Annotated in this window: 15 protein-coding genes; 13 read left to right on the top strand and 2 right to left on the bottom strand. The window is 62.7% G+C overall.

The window, feature by feature from the left end; all coding sequences use genetic code 11:
* Positions 1 to 185 precede the first annotated feature (185 nt).
* On the bottom strand, positions 186 to 2,018 hold the full coding sequence (locus V5E97_RS28645; protein ID WP_406694982.1) for an esterase/lipase family protein: 1,833 nt from the start codon (positions 2,016 to 2,018) through the stop codon (positions 186 to 188).
* A gap of 354 nt (positions 2,019 to 2,372) precedes the next feature.
* On the opposite strand from V5E97_RS28645, the gene V5E97_RS28640 reads away from it, so the two are divergent.
* Positions 2,373 to 3,578, top strand: coding sequence for a peroxiredoxin family protein (locus tag V5E97_RS28640; RefSeq protein WP_406694981.1), 1,206 nt, complete (start codon positions 2,373 to 2,375; stop codon positions 3,576 to 3,578).
* Positions 3,579 to 3,855: 277 nt separating this feature from the next.
* On the opposite strand, the gene V5E97_RS28635 is transcribed toward V5E97_RS28640, so the two are convergent.
* Complete coding sequence (locus V5E97_RS28635) at positions 3,856 to 5,766, bottom strand: FAD-binding oxidoreductase (RefSeq protein ID WP_406694980.1); 1,911 nt, start codon at positions 5,764 to 5,766, stop codon at positions 3,856 to 3,858.
* Between the two features lie 575 nt (positions 5,767 to 6,341).
* Between V5E97_RS28635 and V5E97_RS28630 the strand changes: the two genes are divergently transcribed.
* The 12 genes from V5E97_RS28630 (at position 6,342) to V5E97_RS28575 (ending at position 23,156) form a co-directional block, all read left to right on the top strand.
* Positions 6,342 to 7,286 carry a hypothetical protein gene (locus tag V5E97_RS28630; protein ID WP_406694979.1) on the top strand — a complete coding sequence of 315 codons (945 nt, stop codon included), beginning with the start codon at positions 6,342 to 6,344 and terminating at the stop codon, positions 7,284 to 7,286.
* 97 nt (positions 7,287 to 7,383) lie between these two features.
* On the top strand, positions 7,384 to 8,460 hold the full coding sequence (locus V5E97_RS28625) for a type IV pilus twitching motility protein PilT (protein ID WP_406694978.1): 1,077 nt from the start codon (positions 7,384 to 7,386) through the stop codon (positions 8,458 to 8,460).
* A 181-nt stretch (positions 8,461 to 8,641) separates the two neighbouring features.
* The gene (locus V5E97_RS28620) at positions 8,642 to 9,391 is read left to right on the top strand and encodes a J domain-containing protein (RefSeq protein ID WP_406694977.1); all 750 of its coding nucleotides are present in this window, start codon (positions 8,642 to 8,644) and stop codon (positions 9,389 to 9,391) included.
* A 573-nt stretch (positions 9,392 to 9,964) separates the two neighbouring features.
* Positions 9,965 to 11,227 (top strand): ACP S-malonyltransferase, encoded by a 1,263-nt coding sequence (locus V5E97_RS28615; RefSeq protein ID WP_406694976.1) that lies wholly within the window; start codon positions 9,965 to 9,967, stop codon positions 11,225 to 11,227.
* 88 nt (positions 11,228 to 11,315) lie between these two features.
* Positions 11,316 to 13,259 carry an acyl-CoA dehydrogenase family protein gene (locus tag V5E97_RS28610; protein WP_406694975.1) on the top strand — a complete coding sequence of 648 codons (1,944 nt, stop codon included), beginning with the start codon at positions 11,316 to 11,318 and terminating at the stop codon, positions 13,257 to 13,259.
* 194 nt (positions 13,260 to 13,453) lie between these two features.
* Positions 13,454 to 15,628: a 3-hydroxyacyl-CoA dehydrogenase NAD-binding domain-containing protein gene (locus tag V5E97_RS28605; RefSeq protein ID WP_406694974.1), complete on the top strand. Its 2,175-nt coding sequence runs from the start codon at positions 13,454 to 13,456 to the stop codon at positions 15,626 to 15,628.
* Positions 15,629 to 15,708: 80 nt separating this feature from the next.
* Positions 15,709 to 16,872 carry a thiolase family protein gene (locus V5E97_RS28600; protein WP_406694973.1) on the top strand — a complete coding sequence of 388 codons (1,164 nt, stop codon included), beginning with the start codon at positions 15,709 to 15,711 and terminating at the stop codon, positions 16,870 to 16,872.
* A gap of 403 nt (positions 16,873 to 17,275) precedes the next feature.
* Positions 17,276 to 18,319, top strand: coding sequence for a DUF1559 domain-containing protein (locus V5E97_RS28595; RefSeq protein WP_406694972.1), 1,044 nt, complete (start codon positions 17,276 to 17,278; stop codon positions 18,317 to 18,319).
* A gap of 325 nt (positions 18,320 to 18,644) precedes the next feature.
* Positions 18,645 to 19,226 (top strand): hypothetical protein, encoded by a 582-nt coding sequence (locus V5E97_RS28590; protein ID WP_406694971.1) that lies wholly within the window; start codon positions 18,645 to 18,647, stop codon positions 19,224 to 19,226.
* Positions 19,223 to 19,930: a hypothetical protein gene (locus tag V5E97_RS28585; protein WP_406694970.1), complete on the top strand. Its 708-nt coding sequence runs from the start codon at positions 19,223 to 19,225 to the stop codon at positions 19,928 to 19,930. The genes V5E97_RS28590 and V5E97_RS28585 overlap by 4 nt, the downstream gene beginning before the upstream one ends.
* Before the next feature lie 116 nt (positions 19,931 to 20,046).
* Entirely contained in the window at positions 20,047 to 20,700 is a 654-nt protein-coding gene (locus V5E97_RS28580; protein ID WP_406694969.1) for a helix-turn-helix domain-containing protein, read from the top strand.
* Entirely contained in the window at positions 20,697 to 23,156 is a 2,460-nt protein-coding gene (locus V5E97_RS28575; RefSeq protein ID WP_406694968.1) for a VIT domain-containing protein, read from the top strand. Before V5E97_RS28580 ends, V5E97_RS28575 begins: the two co-directional genes overlap by 4 nt.
* Positions 23,157 to 23,345 lie beyond the last annotated feature (189 nt).

The following is a 23,345-nucleotide window of genomic DNA, read 5'->3' as shown; positions in this document are numbered from 1 at the left end:
GGAGGGGTCGATACGACCCCTCTTAATACGGTTTCCAGAGGCTTCGACCGCGACCCACCCAAAAGGCAACCAATCAAATCGCCTTCAAATTCTCACAACCCTGATTCGACTAGACTTTCATTCCCTTCCGAATTGACCTGGGCGAGTTCTCGCCTGCGACCGTAAGCCACTTTGCACAATCCCACCTACCGGGCCGGCCTGGAGCCCGCATCGAGATTTTCCACATGCTCCAGGAGAATTCGTCGGAGCTCTTGCGTCACCTCAGGCTTCTGCTGGGACGAATGATTACCCGCGACAATCAGTTCGGACGCCGCGCCGTCGACATGTGAACTGTTGTAGAGAACAACGCCATCCGTCCCCGACACCTTGAGGATTTGGGGGATGATCGAGTGGTACGGGACGTTCGGGTCGATCGGAATCCGGTCCAGGGTGGCGAGAACCGGGCTGTCGACCCGAAGGTTACCAATGGCGTTAGGAGTCCGCCCGCGCATCTCGGGGGCGATCACCTTGGGGCCATTGAGGGCCTCGATTTCCTTGATACTCTCGGCCAGTTCATCAGGACGCCCCACCAGCCGGGAGATGGTCCGGCCGAAGAGGTCGCTCGCAAGCGGGCTGCCCCGGTGCGGCGAAGCGATGAACACGATCCGGCGGACGAAGGGGAGGGGGCGGAAGATGAGGGACGCCTCAAGGGTCTCGTGAAGCTTGGGTGAGAAGCGAAACTGGTCGTGAGGAATCCGGATCGTCGAGTTCCAAAGTTCGAGCCCAGGGTCCTGCGCCATCATCTTGGAGAGCAGGCCGCCCATGCTGTGCCCGACCAGAACCATCTGGTCAAACGCGGGGTCGGTATGCCCCGGATCCAGCGTCTCGCGCGCTCGGGTCAGCCAGGTCCGCAACTTGGCCGCCGACGCCGGGATCGGCATGCCGGTCGGATAGAGGAACACCCAGAACTGATACCGGGACGCAATCAACGGTGTATTGGTTAACTCGTTGATGGTCTGAACATAGGCTCTCGGGCTCGAAAAGAGGCCATGGACCAGCACGACCGGAATCTTGCCCGGCTCGTACGGCCGTAGCATATAAAGACCCGCCGTGACCCCCGGACGCCGGAATGAGGAATGGAACAGGCCGGCCCATTCGAGCTTATCCAGGTGAACCCGGGCGACCTGATCCGCCAACGGAGTGGTCCGGTCGGTCGCAAGTCGAACGTCGTTACCTCCGAACGGCACGGAAGGCTCGCCAAACGGGTCAGCGAAAAAGAGGGTGGCCGGCCTCCGTCTCCAGTCACCCGCCTGGAGACTCCCTTCGGGGATCAGGACGGCCGTCGCCCCGGTCCGAGTTTCGCGCGGCAAGAACTGGTCGCGGGGATCGGTCGTTTCGGCGGGATCGGCCAGCCGATGCGCCACGACCGGTATCCCTAGCCCACTCGAGCGATAGATATTGTCCATGCCGGTGACCCGGAGGTCTTCGGCCACCTTGAGGTCGGCGAGCTGCCCCGGGTGCAAGTACGTCGACGAGCTCACGAGCGCCAGCCCTTGCCCCCCCAGCACATCCCGCCAAGTCCCCTCTCCGCGGACGCCATCCTCCTGCGAGATGCGAATCAACCGTTTCAAGGCGAGATTGTGCGTCGCGATCGCCTGCTCGGAACTCGCGCACTCCGGTTCGGCGAGAGCGAGCGCCGAGCAAGCCGCCGCGTCGCGATACCAGGGGAGGGCCGACACCGGCGACCCCGCCTCCCGCCGCCGCCCTTCTCGATACGAGAGCTCAGCCAGAGCCAGAGCTCCGCCCGGTTCGGGGCGGGCCGCGAGCCTCGTCTCAAGCTCCCGAGCCGTAGCCCCAGGGTCGTTCGCCGCCGCGTCAACCAGGCCTTGACGGGTGAGGAAGACACCCGTCGGTGCGCTCAGATGGCGAGCTGTCTCGAACCGTTCACGACGGTCCTCGATCGCGTTCCGCAACCGGGCCTCGGGAGCGCCGATGGAGACACACCCGCCCGAAGTCACCAGCAACCCGCAAATTGCCACGATAGGCCCAATGCGCCATCGCAACGCAATGGCGGAGCCAATGACCCACGCTCGGGGGGGGAACGTTCGGATTCGGCCTAAGTGCCGTGTCATCATCCATCCTGGACGACCGGCGGCGGTCAATGAGACATGAGAATCGCGAAATGGGCCCCGGCGACCGCGAGGCCCGGTCCGTCCAATGGACCGAGCCCATCAAATACCGTTTTCTCTCATTTATGGGAAGGGCGATCCCACATCCTGAAGTTGTGCCGGGATTCCCACTACCCATTGACAACTGTAAGACCGAATTTTAGGCTGGCGCATTCCTGGGTGATTCGCCCACGAAACAGCATGCGGTCCAACAGGGAGCGAACGATGACCCGGCACTTAACCAAGGTGGCGGCGACCCTGCTGCTGATCTCAACCACGCTAGATCCGCTCTTCGGTCAGAGCTCGGAAGGGCTCAGGGTACAACTCGACGAGATCGCCAAGGCTCAGGTGGAAGCTCGAGATCGGTTCACCAAGGACCTCGAAGGTAAGGTCACCGAGCAGGAGCAGCAACCGCCCATCGATCGCTTTCACGCGGCCGTGGCCAAGCACACGAACTTAATCCTGGACCTGATCCAAGCAAACCCGACCGACCCCGCGGTCGTTGACGCCTGCAACTTTGTTATCAAGACGGCCCGGGCTGGTCCTGGAGAACAATCGTACCGGGCGCTGGAGGTCCTGCTTCGAGACCACTCGCGCGACCCCGGAATGGGGGAACTTTGCCGTGGGATCTTCTTTTACGTTCATTCCCCGGTCGCCGAAGCCTTGCTCCGCTCCGTGATGGCAAATCATCCGAACCGAGTGGATCGGGGCTGGGCGTGCCACACGCTGGCAACCTTCCTCAAACTCCAGGCCAAGATGGTCCGACGTGTCCGGAAGGTGCCGGCGGAGGTCAATCGCTATGTGCATGAGCACCATAAAGAGGCAACCGAACGACTCATCCGAGAGGCCGACCCCACAGCTTTGGAACGGGAGGCGGAGGCTTTGCTCGAGCGGATCATCGCTGAGTATGCCGACATCAAAGGCAGAGATGAGACGCGAAATCTTGGCATGATTGCCGCAGGGGAGTTGTTCGCGATGCGCAACCTATCCATCGGCAAGGTCGCGCCGGAGATCCAGGGGAAGGACCACGAGGGAAAGACCTTCTCTCTGAGCGACTATCGCGGCAAGGTCACGGTGTTAACGTTCTCCGGCAATTGGTGTGGACCATGCGTGGGGATGTACCCTCAAGAGCGGGAATTGATCGCCAGAAGTGAAGGTAAACCCTTCGTATTGCTGAGCGTGAATTCAGACTCGGAAGTGGAAACCCTCAAGTCATCCATCGATTCCGGCAAAGTCACCTGGCGTTGTTGGTGGGACGGCGGAATGGAAGGCCCAATCACCAGCCGGTGGGGAATCTCGTCATTCCCATCGATCTTCGTCCTGGACAAAGCAGGAATTATTCGATTCAGGGACGTGCGGGGGGACGAACTGGATCAGGCCGTCGCCTTACTCCTCGCGGAAGCCTCGGCCGAGAAGGATTTCTCGAATTGAGTTCGGGGAGACACGTCAAAATCCGCAAGCGTACGCTTCAAACAGATCAGCAGAATTATCAACATCAACACACTTCAACCTAGACAGGAGCAACGGCCCCCTCCGGCGATTTTCGGCCGTAGGCCCACGCCCTGGCTCGCCTTCTTGTTGCTCGGGGCGGTCTTGGTCTGGCGACGCCAGCAGGCAGTTAGAACCACGGCGGCCGAGCTCAGCGATCGGAGGCAATCCTCCGACCGCAACCGCCGCACTCATGCAGCGGTGAGCCGAGATGGACGGTTCAAGCCTTGACGGTACCGCCCAGGAAGCCGAAGAAAACGCCCTGGGGGTCGTACTTGGCACGGAGCTCCTCAAGGCGTTTCCACTTCTCGGCGCTATAAGACCCTTGCACCCGCGACGGGTCCTGAACGATGTCGGTCTCGCCGATGTAATGCTGGCTGGTGAAGGGTCGCATGATCGCGATCACCTCATCCTGCCACTTCCTGTTGGCGGCGTCGTCTTCTTCCTTCTCCCAGATCGCCCACGAACCGCCGTACGAGGTGGCGTCCATCGAGAGCGCGATCTCGGGATGCGGCTCGAGCAGATTTCTGGCGCCGGTGCTCTGGCAAAATACGATTACGGACTTCTCAGACGGTGCCTGCACAAATTTGTCTCGCAAGGCCATCAGCATGTCGGACGGGTTGGCCTTGGAGCACTGGTTCTCGCAGAGGTTTCGGTGATTCTCCGGCCATGTCGCTCCGGAAGCCATCGCCAGATGCTCGAAACTGGAAGGCTCGTTGAGGCTCTTGCCGAGGGCCTTCTTCACCATCGCGCCCTGTTCCAACGGTGCGAGCGCCGCTTCGGATTCCTCCTGAGTCATCCCGAAGGCCACAGCCGAGATCATGCACAATTTCCCGTTGTGGTCTTTGCAGGCCTCGGCAAGCTCGGCCGGCGCTTTGATCAGGAAGATGGACAGTTCCACGTTGTCGGGCATCTTCCGCCCCAAAGCCACCGCCTCATCCACGGCCTCTTTCAAGTCGTTCAACGAGTAATAATAATTGCTTGTGGTGATCGCCTTGGGCAACGGGTAACATTTCAAATGAAACCGTGTCGCCACGGCGAACATGCCCGGCCCGCAACCTCGGGCCGCCCAGTAGAGGTCCTCGTGCTCGGTGGCGCTCGCCTTGGTCAGTTTGCCGTCGGCGGTGACGAACTCCACAGCCTCAACGCTCAAGCAGGCCGGTCCCCAGTGCCCCATGTTCCAAGACATGCCGCCGTTCAAGAGATAACCGCTCGCCTTGACCGTGGGGCAATGGCCGATCGGAAATGCCAGGCCGTGCTCGCCGAGCCGGCGTGCCAGCTCGCGGTTGCTGATCACGGGTTGGATGACAGCGGTCCGGTTGACTTCGTCGATCGACGACTCGTTGAGTCCCGAGAGATCGATCGTCATACCGCCCTGTCGCACGGCCAGACCGCACCAGGTATGTCCACCGCCGCGAACGACGACTTTCAGGCCGTTCTCGCGTGCGAAATTCACCGCCTCGACCACATCCTGCTCGTGCTTCACCCGCACGATGACATCCGGCGATCGGTCGGGCTTGATCTTGTTCCAGACCAAATCGCTCTTCGCGGCGGCAAATTCGGGGGAATTCGCGGGGAGGACTTCTCCCTTGATTCGACGACGTAGCGCCTCCCAATCGAGCCCTGCAGGAAACGCGGCGGCTTCGCCCACAGCGCTTTCTGCCGGCAGGACCAGGCCTCCCGCGAGGACCGTGCCCGCGGCCGCAGCCGTGGAGGTGAGGAAGCTTCGGCGAGTCGACTGATCCCAGCCGCCGGCCGGCGAGTCGCTGGGACGCGTGCCCTCGGCTGATTGGCCCGCTTCAGCCTTAGCTCCCGAGCCTGAACACGCCACGAACCCCATGCCGGAACCTCCCGGCTCGGCCCATGGGACATGGATCGAATTGACCCCATGCTCAGGGCACGAGCAGCGTGGCACGCTTGCTTCCAGCACGGTTTCGAACCCGTCCGTATCCAGGCATCGCCACCTCTGGAGCTGCGAGTCAGCACCGACGCAAACTTGCCCGCATTCGGGGCACGAAAGGGGGTGATCCTCCGACAGCACGAGCCTGAGCACCTCAGACCGGGCCAATTCATCCCGATGAACGTCCGCGATGGTCCAGGGTTCGATTGTGTCCCGAAAGCGGTCGTGCATCGCTAATTAACTCCGAGGAATCGGGCCGTATCGTGTTGCGATCTGCCGGTTATGGTCTAGGACACCAAGCCCCGCAATGCAAATACGGTTCATGCCGGAACCCGCTGGGCGAGGTCGCGCGCGAGCTGCTTCGCCCGAGGCGCGACGAATGAGGAAGAAGACAGGTTACGGCAAAAGTGTGTTTCATCCTCATTGGATAGCATACATAATATCCCATAGTTAAGAATTCGCGTCGAACTCTCGAGCTTGAAATCCAAAAATCGAGGTCCATCGCTCAGGGCAGCCTTCGCCTTCGTGAAATTGCGGACGAGTGCACGGATCGACGAGGGACTTGGCACATTTCGGTCTTTGATCATTCCCTCGCGTTCATTTCTCGCGCCGGGGTTCCGCCTGTGTCCTATGAGACTAAACGTAGCGCGGACTTTCAGGTGGGTCGACGACGAGTTTTTGCGATTCTGGTTTCGGCCACCTGACGTGAGACGTATAGTCAAAATAAGCCCACTCGCCTCATCCGGCCTCGATCCAGTCGACGGGCCGAGGAGGGCGTCCCGTTTCTCGTCACACGCGGAACCTCCATGTCTATCCGATTTCAGTGTGAGCAGTGCGGGCACTCGATCGATGTCGACGATCGACTCGAGGGCAAGCACGGAAAATGCAAGCATTGCGGCCATTCCGTGGTGGTTCCGGCGCACCACAAAGAGGAGGAGGCCAGCCCCGCGCTTCGGCTCCGTCCGCTAACGGGCGAGGAGCCCACGGAGGCACTTGGCAAACTCCTTTCGGCTCCGCCGCCTCTGAAAGTTCGCGCCGCGGAGTCCGACCCTCGAATTATCGCGGAGATGATCTCCGAGCCTGATGCGCCCCCACTGTCGCATGGGCGGCCCTCCGACAACTATACGGTGACCGACCCTCATCATCTCACCCGGGCTCAATCATCGTCGGGTCCTCCCCCACTCTGGAAACTCTTCCCGACGATGTCGGCCCGATGGCTCGCAAGAAACTTGCGGACCTTGCGGGACTGGCTTTACGTGGCCTCGGTCGCCTGCCTGGTCTTGGTCCTGATCGCCTATCTCTTCCAGTGGAAGACCCTGCTGCACCTGGGCGCGTTGGGGGTGGTCGCCTCGAACATCAGCATGCTTTACGTGGGTCTGGCCTACTTGATCTCACTGCCGTTCAAGGAGAGTCTGGGCCATGGCCTGGCCAACCTTCTGATTCCGTTCTACGCGATTTACTACTGGTCGACCCGCTGGGGCCGGATGAAGACGGCCGTGTATAAGACAGTCGGCTCGTTCCTACCAATCGCGCTGGTCGGGCTGGCTTACCTGATCTACGAGGAAGCCCCGGTCGTCGAGGCGGCCATCAAGCAGAAGCTCCCCGCGCTTGAAAAGCGGATCGAGAGGGCGACCTCCAAGCTCGAAGCCAAGGCCGACTCAACCCTCGGTCCGATCGAAGAGCGGGTTGGGCCACTCTTGAAACCCGAGAAGAAGGAAACGGGCGGCCGACACCGGTCGCGCCCCGAATGACTCTCGGAAGGCCAGGCGGCCGACCCTGGCTTTGTTCGTTCCATTTCCGAAATCACCCTCGGCTCGATACGATGTTCCGGGCGGGAGACCTTGCGCGATGACGATTGACCAGCTCCTCAAGTTCGCGGTGGATCAGGGGGCGTCCGACCTCCACTTGCAGACCGGCTCGCCCCCCATGCTGCGGATCCTCGGTCAAGTCCGGGAGCTCGAGCTTCCGCCGCTGACCGACGAGCAGGTCCGGCAAGCGGTTCGCGCGATCGGGCCTCGAGCGATCATCGACGACATCGATAACGCGATGGCGCAAGGGCACGACTTCTCGTATTCGTTTCCCCCGATGGCCCGGTTCCGCGTCAACCTCTACAGCCACCTCGGTGCGCCCGGACTGGTGCTCCGCGTGATCTTGCCGGGAATCCGGACCGTCGAAGACCTGCACTTGCCGCCGGTCATCCGGGAGATCGCCCAGGCCCGGCGCGGCCTGACGCTGATGAGCGGCGCCACCGGCAGTGGCAAGAGCACCACGCTGGCCGCCATCGTCGATCTGCTCAACTCGAGCTATCACCTCAAAATCCTGACGCTCGAAGATCCGATTGAATACGAACATACCAACAAGAAATCGCTCGTTTCTCACATCGAAGTCGGGCGCGACACGCCGTCGTTCGAACACGGGCTCCGCCAGGCGATGCGGCAGGCCCCCGACGTCATCCTCGTGGGGGAGCTCCGCGACGCCCAGAGCGTGCAAATGGCCCTCCGCGCGGCCGACACCGGGCATCAAGTCCTGGCCACCGTCCATAGCTCGAACGCCGCACAGACGATCGAGCGGATCCTCGCGATGGTCCCGCCGTCCGAGCTCGCCATCGCACGCGAACAACTCGCGGCCGCGCTCATCGGCATCATCTCGCAGCGACTCACCGTCAGCAAGTCCGGAGAGCGCTGGCCGGTTGCCGAGGTCCTCCGATGTGACTCCGTGACGGCGAAGTACATTCTCGAAGGGCGGATCGCCGATATTGCCGACTACATTACCACCGGCCAGCGGGGAATGCAGACCTTCGACACCCACCTCCTCCAGCTCTACCAGCAGGGGATCATCGCAGGCACCCAGGCCCTGAGCGTCGCGACGAATGTCGAGGCTCTCGCCCTCGCGATGCGTTCCCCGGGCAAGATCAAGGCGGTCTGAGTCAAACCCGGCCCGCTCGCGTGGTGGAAGGCCCGAAGCGTCGGGCCTGTAAAATGTGTGCAGTGGGCTGAATACTTGTGAGCCACGCCGCTCCAAGATATCCTTCGAAGTGTCTGGTTGATTGCGCGTCGGAGAACGATGCCGCGGCTTCAACTCTCGGCCGGACGACGAGGCGAGAGGAGTGTGTCCCCTGTCCACCCAAGATCAGGCCGGAAAGTCGCCCTCCATCGCCTACGGGTTCGAGATCGACCCGAGTGCGATTCTCGGGGTTACCAACAATGCCAGCCTCCAAGAGATCCGCGATGCGTACCGCCTGAAGGCGAGGAAGCACCACCCCGACCAAGGTGGGGACGAGTGGGCCTTCCGGATCGTGGCGCGATCGTACGAGATCCTGAGTACCGCGAGGGTCGCCGGCCGGGTGGTTCAGGAGGCGCAGAAATCCTCAGGCCCCGAGCGACCGGCCCCTTTCCGTAAAATGGCACCCGGTGATGCGGGATGGCTCCGCCCCGGCCGACGCGACCCCTGGATCGAACCTCCCAGGCTGGTCGATGTCGAAATCCTCTCGCTTCGGTTTGAGATGGCCGACCCGACCGACCTGCTTCTGAAGCCAGTCTCGGAGCGCAGCCTGAGTTGCTGCCTCTCCTTGAGCTGGACAAGTCCCCCGCCGGGCCCCTGGGGCGAGCATCATCCCGATGCCCACCTCGCCCAGAAACTGCTGACCGACACCTTCGCAGCGCTCCCGGCACGGACCCATGCGACCTCCTCGTGGTCACGCTGTGAAGGGGAGAAAAAGTTCGAGGGATGGCTGAGCTACCCCACGGCGACCCGCGCCCACGAGGCATTCCGAATCCTTCACGAAGACCTCAACGGCTGTGGGCTCGGGGTGAATCAGTGGACTCGCGATCTCATCATCCCGCGCGGCGGGCGCTGAGCGACGCTCCGAACGCTCGCGGTGGGGCTTGAGAAGCGGTCCCTCTCCGCTTCCGATCGCGCGGCGGCCTCCATCCTCGCGCCCTACTCTCGACGTGGGGTCGCACCTACAATAACGCTGGGTACGGGAAGACACGAGAACGAGCCTCCGCCGCTCGAGAGGATCGCGGTCCGTCCGCAGTTTGCGGCGTCGCATCCCCTTTCTTGGCCTCGTTTTAGGTGTTCCAGAATCTTCCTCACCCGCCACGACGACCGTGCGCAGTAATCACGACACCTCCCCCCGCAAAGCCTCGATTCCCTAAATCCAACAGGACCCCTGGCTTCCCTAAAATCGTCAGCCTAGCCAATCCATAATCACGGCCAAAAGAGAACCACAAGCGTTTCTGCTCGTAATACTAGAAGTGGACGCGGCAAGATCCGGTGCGATGACGCCAAACACGGGGTCAGGATCATGAAACACATCGACGGCCGTTGGCTACGATGGTCGACGCCCATGGACTCTGAGCCGACTCGTTCATCGCCGGGTCCGACCGGCTCTTCTCATTCCAGCGACGGTCTCGCTCGAGGCGCCCGCATGGTGACGAACGCCGATCTTACGCGTCATATCGAAACCACGGCACTCGCGTTTCGCGGCTACGACGTGGCCAATCTGGGCCGAAGCCGGGAACTGCTCGAACATGGCGTCTATGGCTCGATCGTCCGCACGACCCTGGACCGGGTCTCCGAGATTTGTTCCGAAGTGCTCCATTCCCACGTGGATCTCGCAGCCTATATCCAGGCCGGCGAAAAGACCTCGCTGGCGACCTTCCCGCACGATATTGCGACGATCGTCGGCATGGAACTGGCGCAGCTCAGCTTGCTCGAGGAGGTTTTCGAGGTTCCGATTTGCCGGTCGCGGATGACTTTCGGCTACAGCATCGGTGAACTCTCGGCCCTGATCTTCGGGGGGAGCTACACGCTCGAGAACCTTCTCCCCGTGCCGCTCGAAATGGCTCATGACTGTGCTTCGTTGGCCGCTGACACGACCCTGGGGGTCTTGTTCACTCGAGGCGCCACGCTCCGCACCGAAGATGTCGAGCGGCTCTGCCGCGCCGTCAGCGGCGAAGGAAAAGGACTGATCGGCCCCTCGGCCTACCTCTCGCCGAACACGGCGCTGTTGCTCGGCCAAGGGGAAACGCTCAACCGGGTCGAGCGGCTCATGGGCGATTTCATCCCCGACAAGGTGATGCTCAGGCGCAATCCCAACCAGTGGCCGCCGCTCCACTCTCCCTTGGTCTGGCAACGTCATATCCCGAACCGAACGGCGATGATGCTCTATCAGTTCGAGGGGAACCTGACGCCACCGTCCCCGCCCGTGCTGTCGATGGTGACCGGCGAGGCCAGCCACAACGTGGTGGATAGCCGCGATGTCCTGATCCGCTGGACCGACCACCCTCAGCGCCTCTGGGACGTGATCGACGAAACCCTCTCCTCAGGCGTCGAGTTCGTCATCCACGTCGGGCCGACTCCCAGCCTGATCGCCGCGACCTTCGCCCGGCTGGAAAACAACGTGATCCGCCAAATGGGTTATGGAAATAAGTATCTCCATATTCTTGGCAGAGGATTGGCCTCCGAGTTGAACCGGCATGCCTGGCTGACCCGCCTGTTACCGTCAAAGGCCGCCTTGCTCAGGACACCCTACATGAGTCACATCATCTTGGAGGATTGGTTACTCGAGCAGCCTCTCCCCGAGGCCACCATCGTGGTGATCCCTCGGGAAGTTGGCGAAGCGACCGAAGAGATGCAAGAAATCTCCGTCCACAACCGCGAACAAACCACGGAGTCGACGAGCGGATAAGCATCGTGTACCGTGAGCGACTCCCAGCGGCGTTCCAATCCATGCGATGGTGGCATCCACCCGCTTTTGCGAGACGAAGGGGTTGTCGATGAGCCAGGACCTCAAGGATGTTGAACCGAGGACGTTTGTTGAGACGGCGCTAGAACTCGGAGGCAAGAGCCGGGAGGAATCCCAGAGGACCGGCACCCTTGACCGCGCCGACGATCAAGTGGAAGCCCTTTTCGCGCCGCGCTATCAGACCTCTCAAAGTCCGGTCCACCGCGCGATCTGGGACCGCGAATTCCCGCTCGACCTGTTCCACACGAAGCCGACGGACCAGGCATCCGGGGCCTGGACCGCGATCATGGACGAGTCGCTTGCCGTGGTTCGCCGCCATCGTAATGAGGGGACGCTGCTCGACTCCGAGCGGAAGATTGCGGGGCAAGTCCTCGACGACCTGGGAAAAGTGGGCTACTGGGGCCTTCTCGTCGACCCGGCCTACGGCGGGCAGGGGGTTCCCTTCACCGCATTCGCCCGGTTCCTGACCCGGATGGCCACGATCGACCCGACGATCGCCGGGCTCGCCTCGGTCCACGGCTGTATCGGAGCGGTCGACCCGCTCCGAACGTTTGGCTCGCCCGAGCAAAAGAGTCGACACTTACCGCTCCTGGCGAGCGGCCAGCGGCTCTCGGGATTCGCCCTGACCGAACCGTGCGCGGGGTCGGACCTGACAGCCTTGAGGACGACGGCCACACTCGACGGCGATGCCTATGTCGTCAACGGTGAAAAACTCTTCATTACCAACGCCATCCCCGGGCGGACCGTGGGCCTGGTCTGCCTCGTCGGCGGCAAACCGGCGGTGCTGATCGTCGACCTGCCCGACCAGGAGAACGAGCAGTTCCAGACCGTTCCTTACGGCTTGCACGCGCTGAAGCACACGCACAACAAGGGACTCCGGTTCCGCAACTTCCGGGTCCCCAAGGAGAACCTGCTCGAACCCGCGCGGGGCGACGGGCTGACGATCGCCTATCACGGCCTGAACCTCGGTCGCGTGGCGCTCTGCTCGGTCGCGGCCGGCACGATGAGGACCATGCTGGCGAACTTGCTCCCCTGGGCGCGGTTCCGCCGGACCTACGGCGCGCCGATCGAGAACCGCGAACTGGTCCGCCGCCGGGTCGGCCGGCTTGCGGCCCTGATCGTGGGCTGCGACTCGCTGGTCGACTGGTGCTCGAGTCTGCTCGATCAGGGATACCGTGGCGAAATGGAGTGTATCGTCGCCAAGATCTTCGGCAGCGAGGCGCAAAAGGAAGCCGCCATCGAGCTGTTCATGAAGACTCACGGCGGTCGCGCGTTCCTCCACGGCCATCTCTTTGGCGATAACGTTCACGAATATCTCGCCCCTTGCATCTATGAGGGCGAAGGCGAAATGCTCGGGATGGCCTTCTTCAAGTCCTTGATCAAGGATCACGGCAAGACCTACTTCGAGCCGATCGGCCGCACGCTTCACGACGCCAAGATCGCGAAGCCCAACCTGATGAACCCTGCGCACGCCTGGCTCCTCCGCAAGGCACTCGTCCCGTATGCCGAGTGGTTCATCAAGGAACGGCTCGCGCTCGCGTTTGGGGGATCTCCCGGCAAAATCGACCTCCCACGCCCGCTGGCCGAACACGCCCGGTTCGCCATCAACGCTCTCCGGCACGGCCGGTTGGAAGTCAGCGGCGTGATGCGCACGCACCAGTTGAAACTGGCCGACCGACAGTGCCGAATGGCCGAACTCTCGCAACGGCTCCAAGACCTGATGGTGATCGTGACGACCAGTTGCTGGGCGGGCCGCCAGTCGAGCCCGGTCGTTCAGGCGGCGGCCGATGTCCTCTGCCGCGACCTCCGACGCAAGCTCTCCGGAGCCAGGCCGAGCGACGCCGATATTCGGGCCACCACCAAGCTCGGTGAGACGATCGCCTCCGGAGGTTTCGAGGCCATCGCCGGCGCCGGGATTGAACCGGAAGCGATCTTGATGCCGTACGACAACGAGCCGACGAGCAACACCAAGTAGGTCGAATTCATAAACCGAACGTTGTCTTCTCATAAGGGTGGGCAAGACCCACCAACTTCTCCATTTTTTCTTGTGGGGCCGGCAATCGCCGACTCGACAGGACCAAGTCGGCAGCTTCGTGCCAGTGGGCACGGCCCACGATCCGAGCATTGATGGGCCGTGCCCAACCTCCGAACACACAGTCGAGGGTCGTCATGTCCGACGCATTCCAACTCGAAGAGCTTGACGGGTCGATCGCCCTGTTAACGCTCAACCTGCCCGACAAGAAGGTCAACACGCTGTCACAGACCGTGCTCGCCGAGTTGGCGAAATGGATCGGCCAACTCACGCGCCGGACCGACTTGCGCGGGCTCTTGTTCCGGAGCGGCAAACCCGGTCAGTTCATCGCCGGGGCCGACCTCAAAGAGCTCGCGAGCTTGGCCTACGCCTCGCCAGATCAGGTGGGGCAGGCGATCGACTTCGGTCACCAGCTCTACAGCGCCGTCACCCGGCTACCGTTCCCGACCATCGCGCTGATCGACGGCAATTGCATGGGAGGGGGGACCGAACTCGCCCTTGCGTTCGACGAACGGATCGCCACGGCCGTTCCCGAAACCAAGATCCAACTCCCGGAGGTTAACATCGGCCTCTTGCCCGCCTGGGGGGGAACCCAGCGTCTGACTCGTCTGATCGGTCTCAACGCCATTGAGGTGATCTGCGGCGGGCAGCCCCTGAACGCCAAGAGGGCGGCCGAACTCGGGGTCGTCTTCGACGCCGTCCCGGCCGATCGCCTGGTCGAGGAAGGCCGCCGCCTGATCGACTATTTCCAGGAGAGCGGCGAGTGGAAAAAACGCCGCGAACAGGCCCAGCAACCTCTCGGCCTGAGTCCGGACCAGTTGACCTTCGCCTTCGCAACCGCCGAGGGATTACTTCGGAGCAAGACCAAAGGGCAGTATCCCGCCCCCCTGGCCGCGCTCAAGGCAATCAAGGAAGGATGTAACCTCCCGCTCGATCAAGGGCTCCAGGCCGAGAAGAAGGTCGCGCTCGAACTGTTCGGGTCGCCGATCGCGGCGAACTTGATCGGCATCTTCTTCATGAAGAACCGGCTGGCGCACGACCCGGGGGTCGACCGCGCCGACGTCAAAGCGGGGCGGGTCGATCGCGTCGGAGTGGTCGGGTCGGGCTTGATGGGAGCCGGGATCGCCACGGCGCACGCCCGCTCAGGGATCCCAACGGCGATGGTCGACGTTGACGACGCCCGCCTGGCCGCCGGGATCAAGCAAGCCGAGGATGTGATCCTCTCCCGGATCAAGATCGGTCGAGCGGCCCCGATGGACCTGGCCGACATGCTCGCGCAACTGAGCACCTCCACCGGGCACGGCATCCTGGCCGATCGCGACGTGGTCATCGAGGCAATCACCGAGAATGAAGAAGCGAAAACGGCGACATACAAGCAGCTCGCCGGAGTTCTCAAAGAGGGAACGATCCTCGCGAGCAACACCTCGACGATCTCGATCACACGGATGGCCGCCGCCGCCCCTGACCCTGCTCGCTTCGTCGGGATGCACTTCTTCAGCCCGGTCGACCGGATGGAACTGGTCGAGGTGATCCGAGGCGAGGCCACCTCCGACGAAACGGTGGCCACCATTGTCGCCCTGGCCAAGCGGATCCGCAAAACGCCGATCGTCGTTCGCGACTGCGCCGGGTTCCTCGTTAATCGTGTCTTGTTCCCTTATATGAACGAAGCCCTCCTTCTGCTCCAGGAGGGAGTGCCGATGGACGCGATCGACAAGGCCGCCACGGCATTCGGCATGCCGGTCGGCCCGATCGCCTTGCAGGACCTGGTGGGCCTGGACACCTCGTTCTACGCCGGCAAGGTGCTGGCCGGCGCCTATCCTGACCGGGCCGCGATGCCGACCCTCTTGAAGGATCTCGTCAAGGCGGGCCGCCTGGGTAAGAAGTCGGGAGCGGGCTTCCGCGTCTACGGGGGCAAGTCCTCGAAGCCGGCCGCCGATCCCGCGTTTGCCTCGCTCCTCGAACCGCACCGGACCAGCAGCGAGCGGACCCTGAACGCGGAGGAAATCACCGACCGCCTCTTCTTGCCCATGCTCCTGGAATCAACCCGGGTCCTCGAGGAAGGGATCGTCCGCGAGCCGGCCGACGTGGACATGGGCCTGATCCTCGGGATCGGCTTCCCCCCCTTCCGCGGCGGGATACTTCGCTGGTGCGACGCCGAGGGGGCCGGCAAGATCGTCGAGCGTCTGGAGCAATTCACTCCGTTGGGCAAGCGATTCGAGCCGACCGAGACCTTGACCCGGCACGCCCAGACCGGCGCGACCTTCTACCCGGTCCCGAACGGGATCTCGGCTCCGAAACCGGCGTCCGCCTGAGAGCCAAGGCCAACGCTTACTTTACAACCATAAATTCAGACACGATTAAACATACGGATCCAGCAACAAAGGACCAACCGATGAGACACGCGGTCATCGTCGATGCCGTGCGAACGCCGGTGGGGCGGGCTTCGGCGGACAAGGGATTCTTTCGGGATGTCCGCGCTGAAGACCTGGCCGCCCACGCAATCCGGGCCGTGGTGGAACGGACCGGGATCGATCCGAAACTGATCGAGGACGTACGCTTCGGCTGCGTTCAACAGCAAGGGGAGCAGGGATTCGACGTCGCCCGCATCGCCGCCCTGGCCGCGGGACTGCCGATCGAGACGGCCGGCGTGACGATCAACCGCAACTGTGCGTCGAGCTTGCAGGCGATCAACGACGCGGCGATGAACATTGCCGCCGAGTGCGACGACGTGCAGATTGCGGGGGGGGTCGAGCACATGGAGCATGTGCCGATGAACAAGGACTACAACCCCTATCCCGGCATCTTGCGTCACAATGGCGAGGGGGTCATGCAAATGGGCCTGACCGCCGAATACCTTGCGCTCAAGTACCGGATCCCTCGGCAACGGCAGGACGAATTCGCCCTGCGGAGCCACCAGCTCGCCGCCGCCGCCACCGACCGGGGCGAGTTCAAGGGCGAGGTCGTCCCGACCTGGGGACGCGACGACGCGGGCCGCAAAGTCCTGCTGACCGGCGACCAGTGTATCCGCCGCGAAACCTCGCTGGAGGCTTTGGCCGCGCTTTCCCCGGCGTTCAACCCCGATGGCGGTTCCGTGACTGCGGGAAATAGCTCACCGATCAACGTGGGGGCAGCGGCCTTGCTCGTGATGTCGGAAGCGAAGTGCCGCGAGCTCGGCCTGAAACCGATCGCGAAAGTGCGGGCGATGGCGGCCGTCGGCGTCGACCCCGCGGAAATGGGCATCGGCCCCGTCCCGGCAGTCAAGAAGGCCCTGGCACGCGCGGGGCTGAGCCTGGCCGACATCGAATGCATCGAGCTCAACGAGGCGTTCGCCGTCCAGGCGCTGGCCTGCATGAAGCTTCTGGGTATTGATGAATCAAAAGTGAACACGCGTGGCGGCGCGATCGCCATCGGCCACCCGCTCGGCGCCAGTGGAGCGCGGATCGTCACCACGCTTCTGCACCGGATGCGCGACCAAGGGGCGAAGTACGGCCTGGCCACGATGTGCGTCGGCCAAGGGCAGGGGGTCGCCACCATCTTCGAGTCGTGCGAAGGCTGATTCCCACACTCAAGGCCCATCACGGCTCATCCATCTCGGCCTCGACGATGGCCCGCCCGGGAAACATCGTCGAGGCTTTGCCTCGCCTTGCCTGCCTGAACGCGATTCTCGCTCCCGCCGCCTGACAACCAAGCAAACTGACAACACCTCGGCCCCATCCACATCGACCAATTCCATAAGCCATTGCAATATCGCTCACGGCATTTGATCTCCGCGGCGAAAACATCGCCGCACGCGATCAATTTATCGCCTCTCCAAAAGCAGTAATTGGTGCGCAATACTCCATAAATCCTTCGCTCAACTTGTGATAGTCTAATGCAAGCTTCGCGGCACAAGCTTTGCCTTGAGCCGTCTTGAGCGTCGTCCCCCCCCCTCCGATGCCCATTCATTGAGGCTCTGCGAGATGACTCAGCGCCGTGGTTTCACGTTGATTGAACTCCTGGTGGTTATTGCAATCATCGCGGTCTTGATTGCCTTGCTTCTACCGGCCGTGCAAGCCGCCCGTGAAGCGGCTCGACGCGCCCAGTGCACCAACAATCTCAAGCAACTCGGGCTCGCGATCCATAACTACGAGGGGACCGTCGGCGCACTGCCGCCGACTCTCGTGATTACAGGAACGGGGGGCGCCGTCACCTGGACCAACAGTATCGGCGCCCACACACGGATCTTGCCTTTCGCCGAACAAGGTCCCATCTTCAACGCGATCAACTTCAGCGTGGAGATGTATTCGCCGCCAAACCTCACGGCCACGGCCACTTTTGTCGAACTTTTCGTTTGCCCGAGTGAAGTTCGCCGCGATTTCACGCATGGAACCGGTGGCCGAATGAACGTGGCCAATTATGGATTCTGCACTGGCGACTGGTTCGTCTGGGGCGGCACGGGGACAACCCGGCTCAATCGATCGGGCTTCGGCCCTAATCAATCGCGCCGCCTCGCCGACTTTACCGACGGACTTAGCAATACCCTCTGGCTGTCCGAGGGCAAATCCTATCAGCCCTACTACAGGGATTGCAGCAGCACCGGGACCTTGGCGAATATCGGCCCCGGCAAGACTTGGGACGCGGACCGGCTCCCCCCGCCTGATGCTGACCCGTACGCGGTGGCTCCCGAGTACAAAGGGGGCTGCACGATCAAAATCGAAGGGCACAACGAATGGGTTGAGTCGGCCACCCACCACATCGGATTCACCACGGCCTGGCCTCCCAACAAGCAAATTCGGGGCGGACCAAACGGAGAATATGCCGACCTCGATCTGACGAGCAAGCGCGAGAAAACCGGCGGGCCGACCTATGCCGCCGTGACAGCGCGAAGTTACCACCCCGGCGGGGTCGAAACTCTCCTCGGCGATGGGTCGGTCCGGTTCATCAAGAGTACAATCAATGGCCAGACCTGGAGATCGTTGGGAAGCGTCGGCGGAGGTGAGATCATCTCCGCCGACAGTTATTGACCACCTCCATCAGTCCAGTTGAGCCGAGATCGGTCGACTGACCAGGTGGGCGGCTCTGAGTCCCCAAGGCACGCAGAGCCGCCCAGGCGTCCGATCAGGCGCGTCCCTCCCTTCACACGTCGTTCACTTACTTATCAATTCCAATCAAGTACGAGTCGGAGCAGGAGGCCCTCGACCGGACTTCTGGCTCTGGGATATAGTGTCGCAGTGACGACTGTGATCACGCTCGGCTCGAGCATTCCATCCAGATGCGCCCTCCTCAAGAACGCGTTTCGCGTTTTCGCTGGAGCCGACGGGTGCTTCCGGATTCACCAGGTCAATTAACATGCAGGCACAAGCCGTCCGACGCTTTTCCCTGCTCGACGGCATGATCCTCCTGGCCGTGCCCGCCGTCTGGCTCGCCGTCAGTCGTCACCTCGGTTCGAAGGTGATGTCGACGCGCTTCTGGTACCTCGACGACTTTCATCTGCTGCACACTCTGCACCATGGGATCGGACTCTTCCTCTTCATCCTTTCCATTGCCTTGATCTTGATCCGTTTCCGCCCACCTCGGCCAGGTCGTCGTCGACTTTGGCGGCAGCCCGGGCTGGCCGCCTGCGTTGCGGCGATGTTCGGCGTGACGATCAACGCGATATCCACGGCCGCATCAAACTATTCGCATCTTATCACCTTCGAGAATTTCTCGGTCGAAGTCTTCCTGGGTCCCTGGCCCTATTGCGGCCCCGCGGTGGCGGGAGCGTGGCTCGCGCTCGGCTTCAGCGGACTCTGGCGTGCCGAACGAAGCCTGATCGATCGTCTCGGCCGCTTCCTGGGAGTTTGCTGGCTCCTCGAGTTCGTGCTTGGCGAGATCCAAGGCATCCGCTGGGCTGTGATTCTCGGCAATCTCATCTCCAGGGCCTGGTCATGATTCCATCCGCCCCCCCGCGCGTCATTCCTCGACTCGATCTCGTGGTACTCGTTGCGTGCCTGGTGGCGGGGGTCTGGGTTGCCACGTACACCGGGGATGAACTCCAAACGGCCCTTGGGCTCATCCCACCGCAGTGGAATTTACGCTTCGGCGCCACCAATTCATTGAAAGAGCTCTCCGGTGTGCATGTCGAAACTCATCGAGAAAGCTATGCCAAGGCTTTCCCTCGCTCGCCCCTGGCCACGATCAACCGAATCCCGGCCGTGATCGCCGGATGGGAGCTTTGTGCCCGGGTGCGGAAGACCGGGTTGCCGTTCCTGACAATTGCGGGCCTGGGCGTCGGGTTCGTCGCAATCAGGCCGCGGACGAAAACTCCCGGTGCGCGACGGCTTCGGCGTGGTCCCGGACAGGTCGCCGCAGCCGTATACCTCGTGCTCTCAGCCGCCGGCCTCATCGAAGAATTTGTGGTCCGCCGATTCGATCTGCATACCTACGGGTTCGACCTCGATCCCCTCCCCAGCATCTGGGAAAACAACACCCTGTGCGTTGGGACCGCGATCGCCGCGGCCTGGGGCCTGCTCCTGCTCGCAGGCCGCTGGAAACCAGCGCGGGGATGGAGAGAAATGCTCGGACTCGGCCTGGGCGGAATCTTGCTCGCCAACTTACTCTGGGCCACCGTCCTGAAACACCTCGCCCAGTTCTGACCGGGCCACTCGCCAGCAAGCGAAACCCACGACCCAAGCGGCGAAGCTCGATGACAAACCCCGCCTGGGCAGACAATCTATTTGACAGTGTCACATCGCCCAAGTACAACAGTGTTATGACAAGGAGCCAGGAACCCCTCTGGACCATCGACGAACTCGGCGCGAAGGCAGCCGAGGCGCTGGCATTCGACTATGACGGGCCACCGAACGACCGAGTCCGGGACGTGCCCGACCGGCGAACGATTCGTTACTACACGACGCTCGGCCTGATCGACCGCGCGGCGGAGATCCGCGGCCGCACCGCCTACTATGGTCCCAGGCACCTGATGCAGTTGGCGGCCATCAAACGGCTCCAGGCCCGCGGACTGAGTCTGGCCGAGGTCCAGCGCCAGATCCTGGGGCTGAACGATGCGGGCCTTGCTCAGCTCGCCCGGCTGCCGATCGGGATGAACCTCTCGTCACCAGGCGTGACTGGCTCCCCGATCCCGTCTCGTTCGGAAGCCTCAGCGTTCTGGAAGGTGGCACCGGCTCCGCTCAAGAGGGAGAAACCCGCCGAGGAACAATCGGAAGCGAGGGCGACGGCGACCGCTCCCACGTTGCAAGGGATCCGGCTCGGCGAGGGGGAGACGACGTTATTGGTCGCGTCGATCCGGCCAGTCGAGGCGGACGATATCGAGGCAATTCGCAAGGCTGCGGAACCACTGCTCAAGCTCCTGGCGAGGCGCGGGCTGATTGGCCCGCTCCCGAGAAAGGGAACGGGGGATCCATGAACGACCTGCTACCGCTGCTCTCCGAGGACGAAACGAGTCGGGGCACGCCCGGCGGTGACGAAGCCGGCTTCGGCGCCTTGCGTTCGGAACGGGGCCTCTTACCGCTGAAGGCCATGGAGGTCATCGGGCGCATCGACGGGCTGCTGGCCCAGGTCTCGGTTCGCCAGACCTTCGTCAACGTCCTCGACGAGCCACTCGAGGCCACCTATATCTTTCCCCTTCCCGACCGTGCGGCGGTCACCCGCTTCCGCATGGAAGTGGCCGGGCGGGTGATCGACGGGGTACTCGAAGAACGAGGCCAGGCGCGAAGGGAATACCAGCAAGCGATCGAGGCCGGTCACCGGGCAAGCATCGCCGAGGAAGAGCGGCCCGGAGTCTTCACCATGCGGGTGGGCAACCTGCCGCCCGGAGAAGAGGCGGTCATCGAGCTTTCCCTGACCGGTCCGCTCCCGTTCGCCGATGGCGAGGTCACTTTCCGCTTCCCGCTGGTGGTCGCGCCCCGCTATATCCCAGGGATGCCCTTGCCGGGGCCGTCAACGGGGAAGGGGGTGGCCCACGATACCGATGCCGTGCCCGACGCCTCGCGGATCTCCCCACCTCTGCTTCTTCCCGGCTTTCCGAACCCGGTTCAACTGGCGCTGACCGTCGATGTTCACAAGTCGATCGCAGCGGTTGGCGGTCTCCGCTCCAGCCTCCACGCCGTGATCGAAACCGAAGCTCAGGGATATCGCCGCGTCAGGCTCGACACCGGCGAGCGCCTCAACCGCGACTTCGTCCTGAGGTTCAAACTCGGCGCCGAGTCGATCGGCACGTCCCTCTCGGTTCATCCCGACGCGAACTCGATCGGTCTCGACAACGAGGGAACCTTCGCGCTGACGATCGTCCCACCAGCCGCCACGATCCAGGGGACCGGGCCACGCGACCTGATCTTCGTGCTCGATCGCTCCGGCAGCATGGAGGGTTGGAAGATGGTCGCGGCCCGACGCGCCCTGGCGCGGATGGTCGACACCTTGGGAACGGCCGACCGCTTCAACGTCTTCGCATTCGATGACCAGGTCGAACGCCCCCCCGGATTTCCGGCTCATGCGCTGGCCCCGGCGACCGATCGCCAGCGTTTCCGAGCGGTCGAGTTCCTCGCCGCCTTGAGCGCTCGGGGCGGTACCCAGATGGCAGAGCCGCTGGAGCAGGCGGTCGAGATTCTCGCGCACACCGAGACCGGGCGTGACCGAATTCTCGTTCTGGTCACCGATGGTCAGGTTGGCAACGAGGATCAGATCCTCAAGGGACTCGGCCTGCGCCTTCAAGGGATCCGGATCTTCACGCTCGGGATCGACCGAGCGGTCAACGAAGGCTTCCTCCACAGGTTGACCGAATTGGGGGGTGGGGCGTGCGAGATCGTCGAGTCGGAGGATCGTCTCGACGAGGTGTTGGACGCCGTGCATCGCCGGATCGGCCCCCCCGTACTCACCGAGATTCACCTGGAGGAGGGCAAACTGCCGATGATTCCCGACACCCTCGTGCCCGGTCGGATCCCCGACTTGTTTGCCGAGGCGCCGGTGCTGATCCTCGGACGCTACCAAGGCGCCTTCCCGGAGTCGCTCACCGTGTCGGGCCGAAACGCAACCGGGCAAGCGTGGTCGCAGGCTGTCGCGGCGAGATTCCGCGACAACCCGGCGATTGCGGCCGCCTGGGCCCGCGGTCAGTTGCGCAAGCTTGAAGACCGCTATACGATCGAGCAGACCGGGTGCGCCGAGATCGAGAGGACGATCGTCTCGACTTCGCTGAAGTTCGGCGTCCTCTGCCGGTTCACGGCCTACGTGGCCATCGACCGATCAGAGGTCGTCAATCAAGGGGGACGGGTCCACCAGGTGACCCAGCCGGTCGAAATCCCCGAGGGATGGAAGCGGCAGAGGAGTTCGGGAGGCCTCGGCGCAGCCCTCTACTCTCGCGCGATGATTTTACCGGGCCCGGCCCAGGATTCCACACTCGATTTCCGGGCGTTCGCTCCCGTTGACAGCGAGCACGACGAGTGTTCCGAAGACCAGGTGCTCATGAGCGAGGTCCCACCGGCCCCTGAGTTCCGCCGATCCCTCAGTCCGCTCGACGCCGGAGACCCTCGAACGCACGCCTTGCAACTCCTGAAAGAGCTCGAAACCACCATCCGAGTGGGAGGAAAAAACCTACTCGAAGGGTTGCGAACTCTCCTTCAACGCCTTGAGGCGGCGCTGATTGAGTTGAAGAAGCTCGACGGCTCGAACCTCGGTCTTCCCAAACTGAAGGAATTGGTGAAAATCTTGCGAGGGCTCATTAAAAAGGCGGATCGGAGGAAGTCGAGCATTGACGCGACGGCCTTGAATGACTTGTCAACCTCGGCCAGGGTTGTTGGCATCCTCCTGACCCCCGAAGACTCCGGTCCAAAATCAACCGAAACAGAGCGCGAAGCTTTCTGGAAATGAAACGGTTGAGAGTGCTGGTTCATGAACGACCATGGCCGAGGCGCACGCTTGCCTCGGCCCTTCGTTTTCCGGATAGTGGTAACCGGGCCAGTGCAGAGCCGCGGCGGAATCTCGTTAACGAGAGAGAGTTCGGAGATTCTCCTTGGATTTGCGAGGGAGAAGCGTGACACCGTCGACGTCGACGCCAAC

The organism is Singulisphaera photorubra, assembly GCF_045290345.1.
Classification (GTDB): Bacteria; Planctomycetota; Planctomycetia; order Isosphaerales; family Isosphaeraceae; genus Singulisphaera.
Note: the sequence above shows the minus strand (reverse complement) of the source record. Positions and strands in the feature narration are given on the sequence as shown.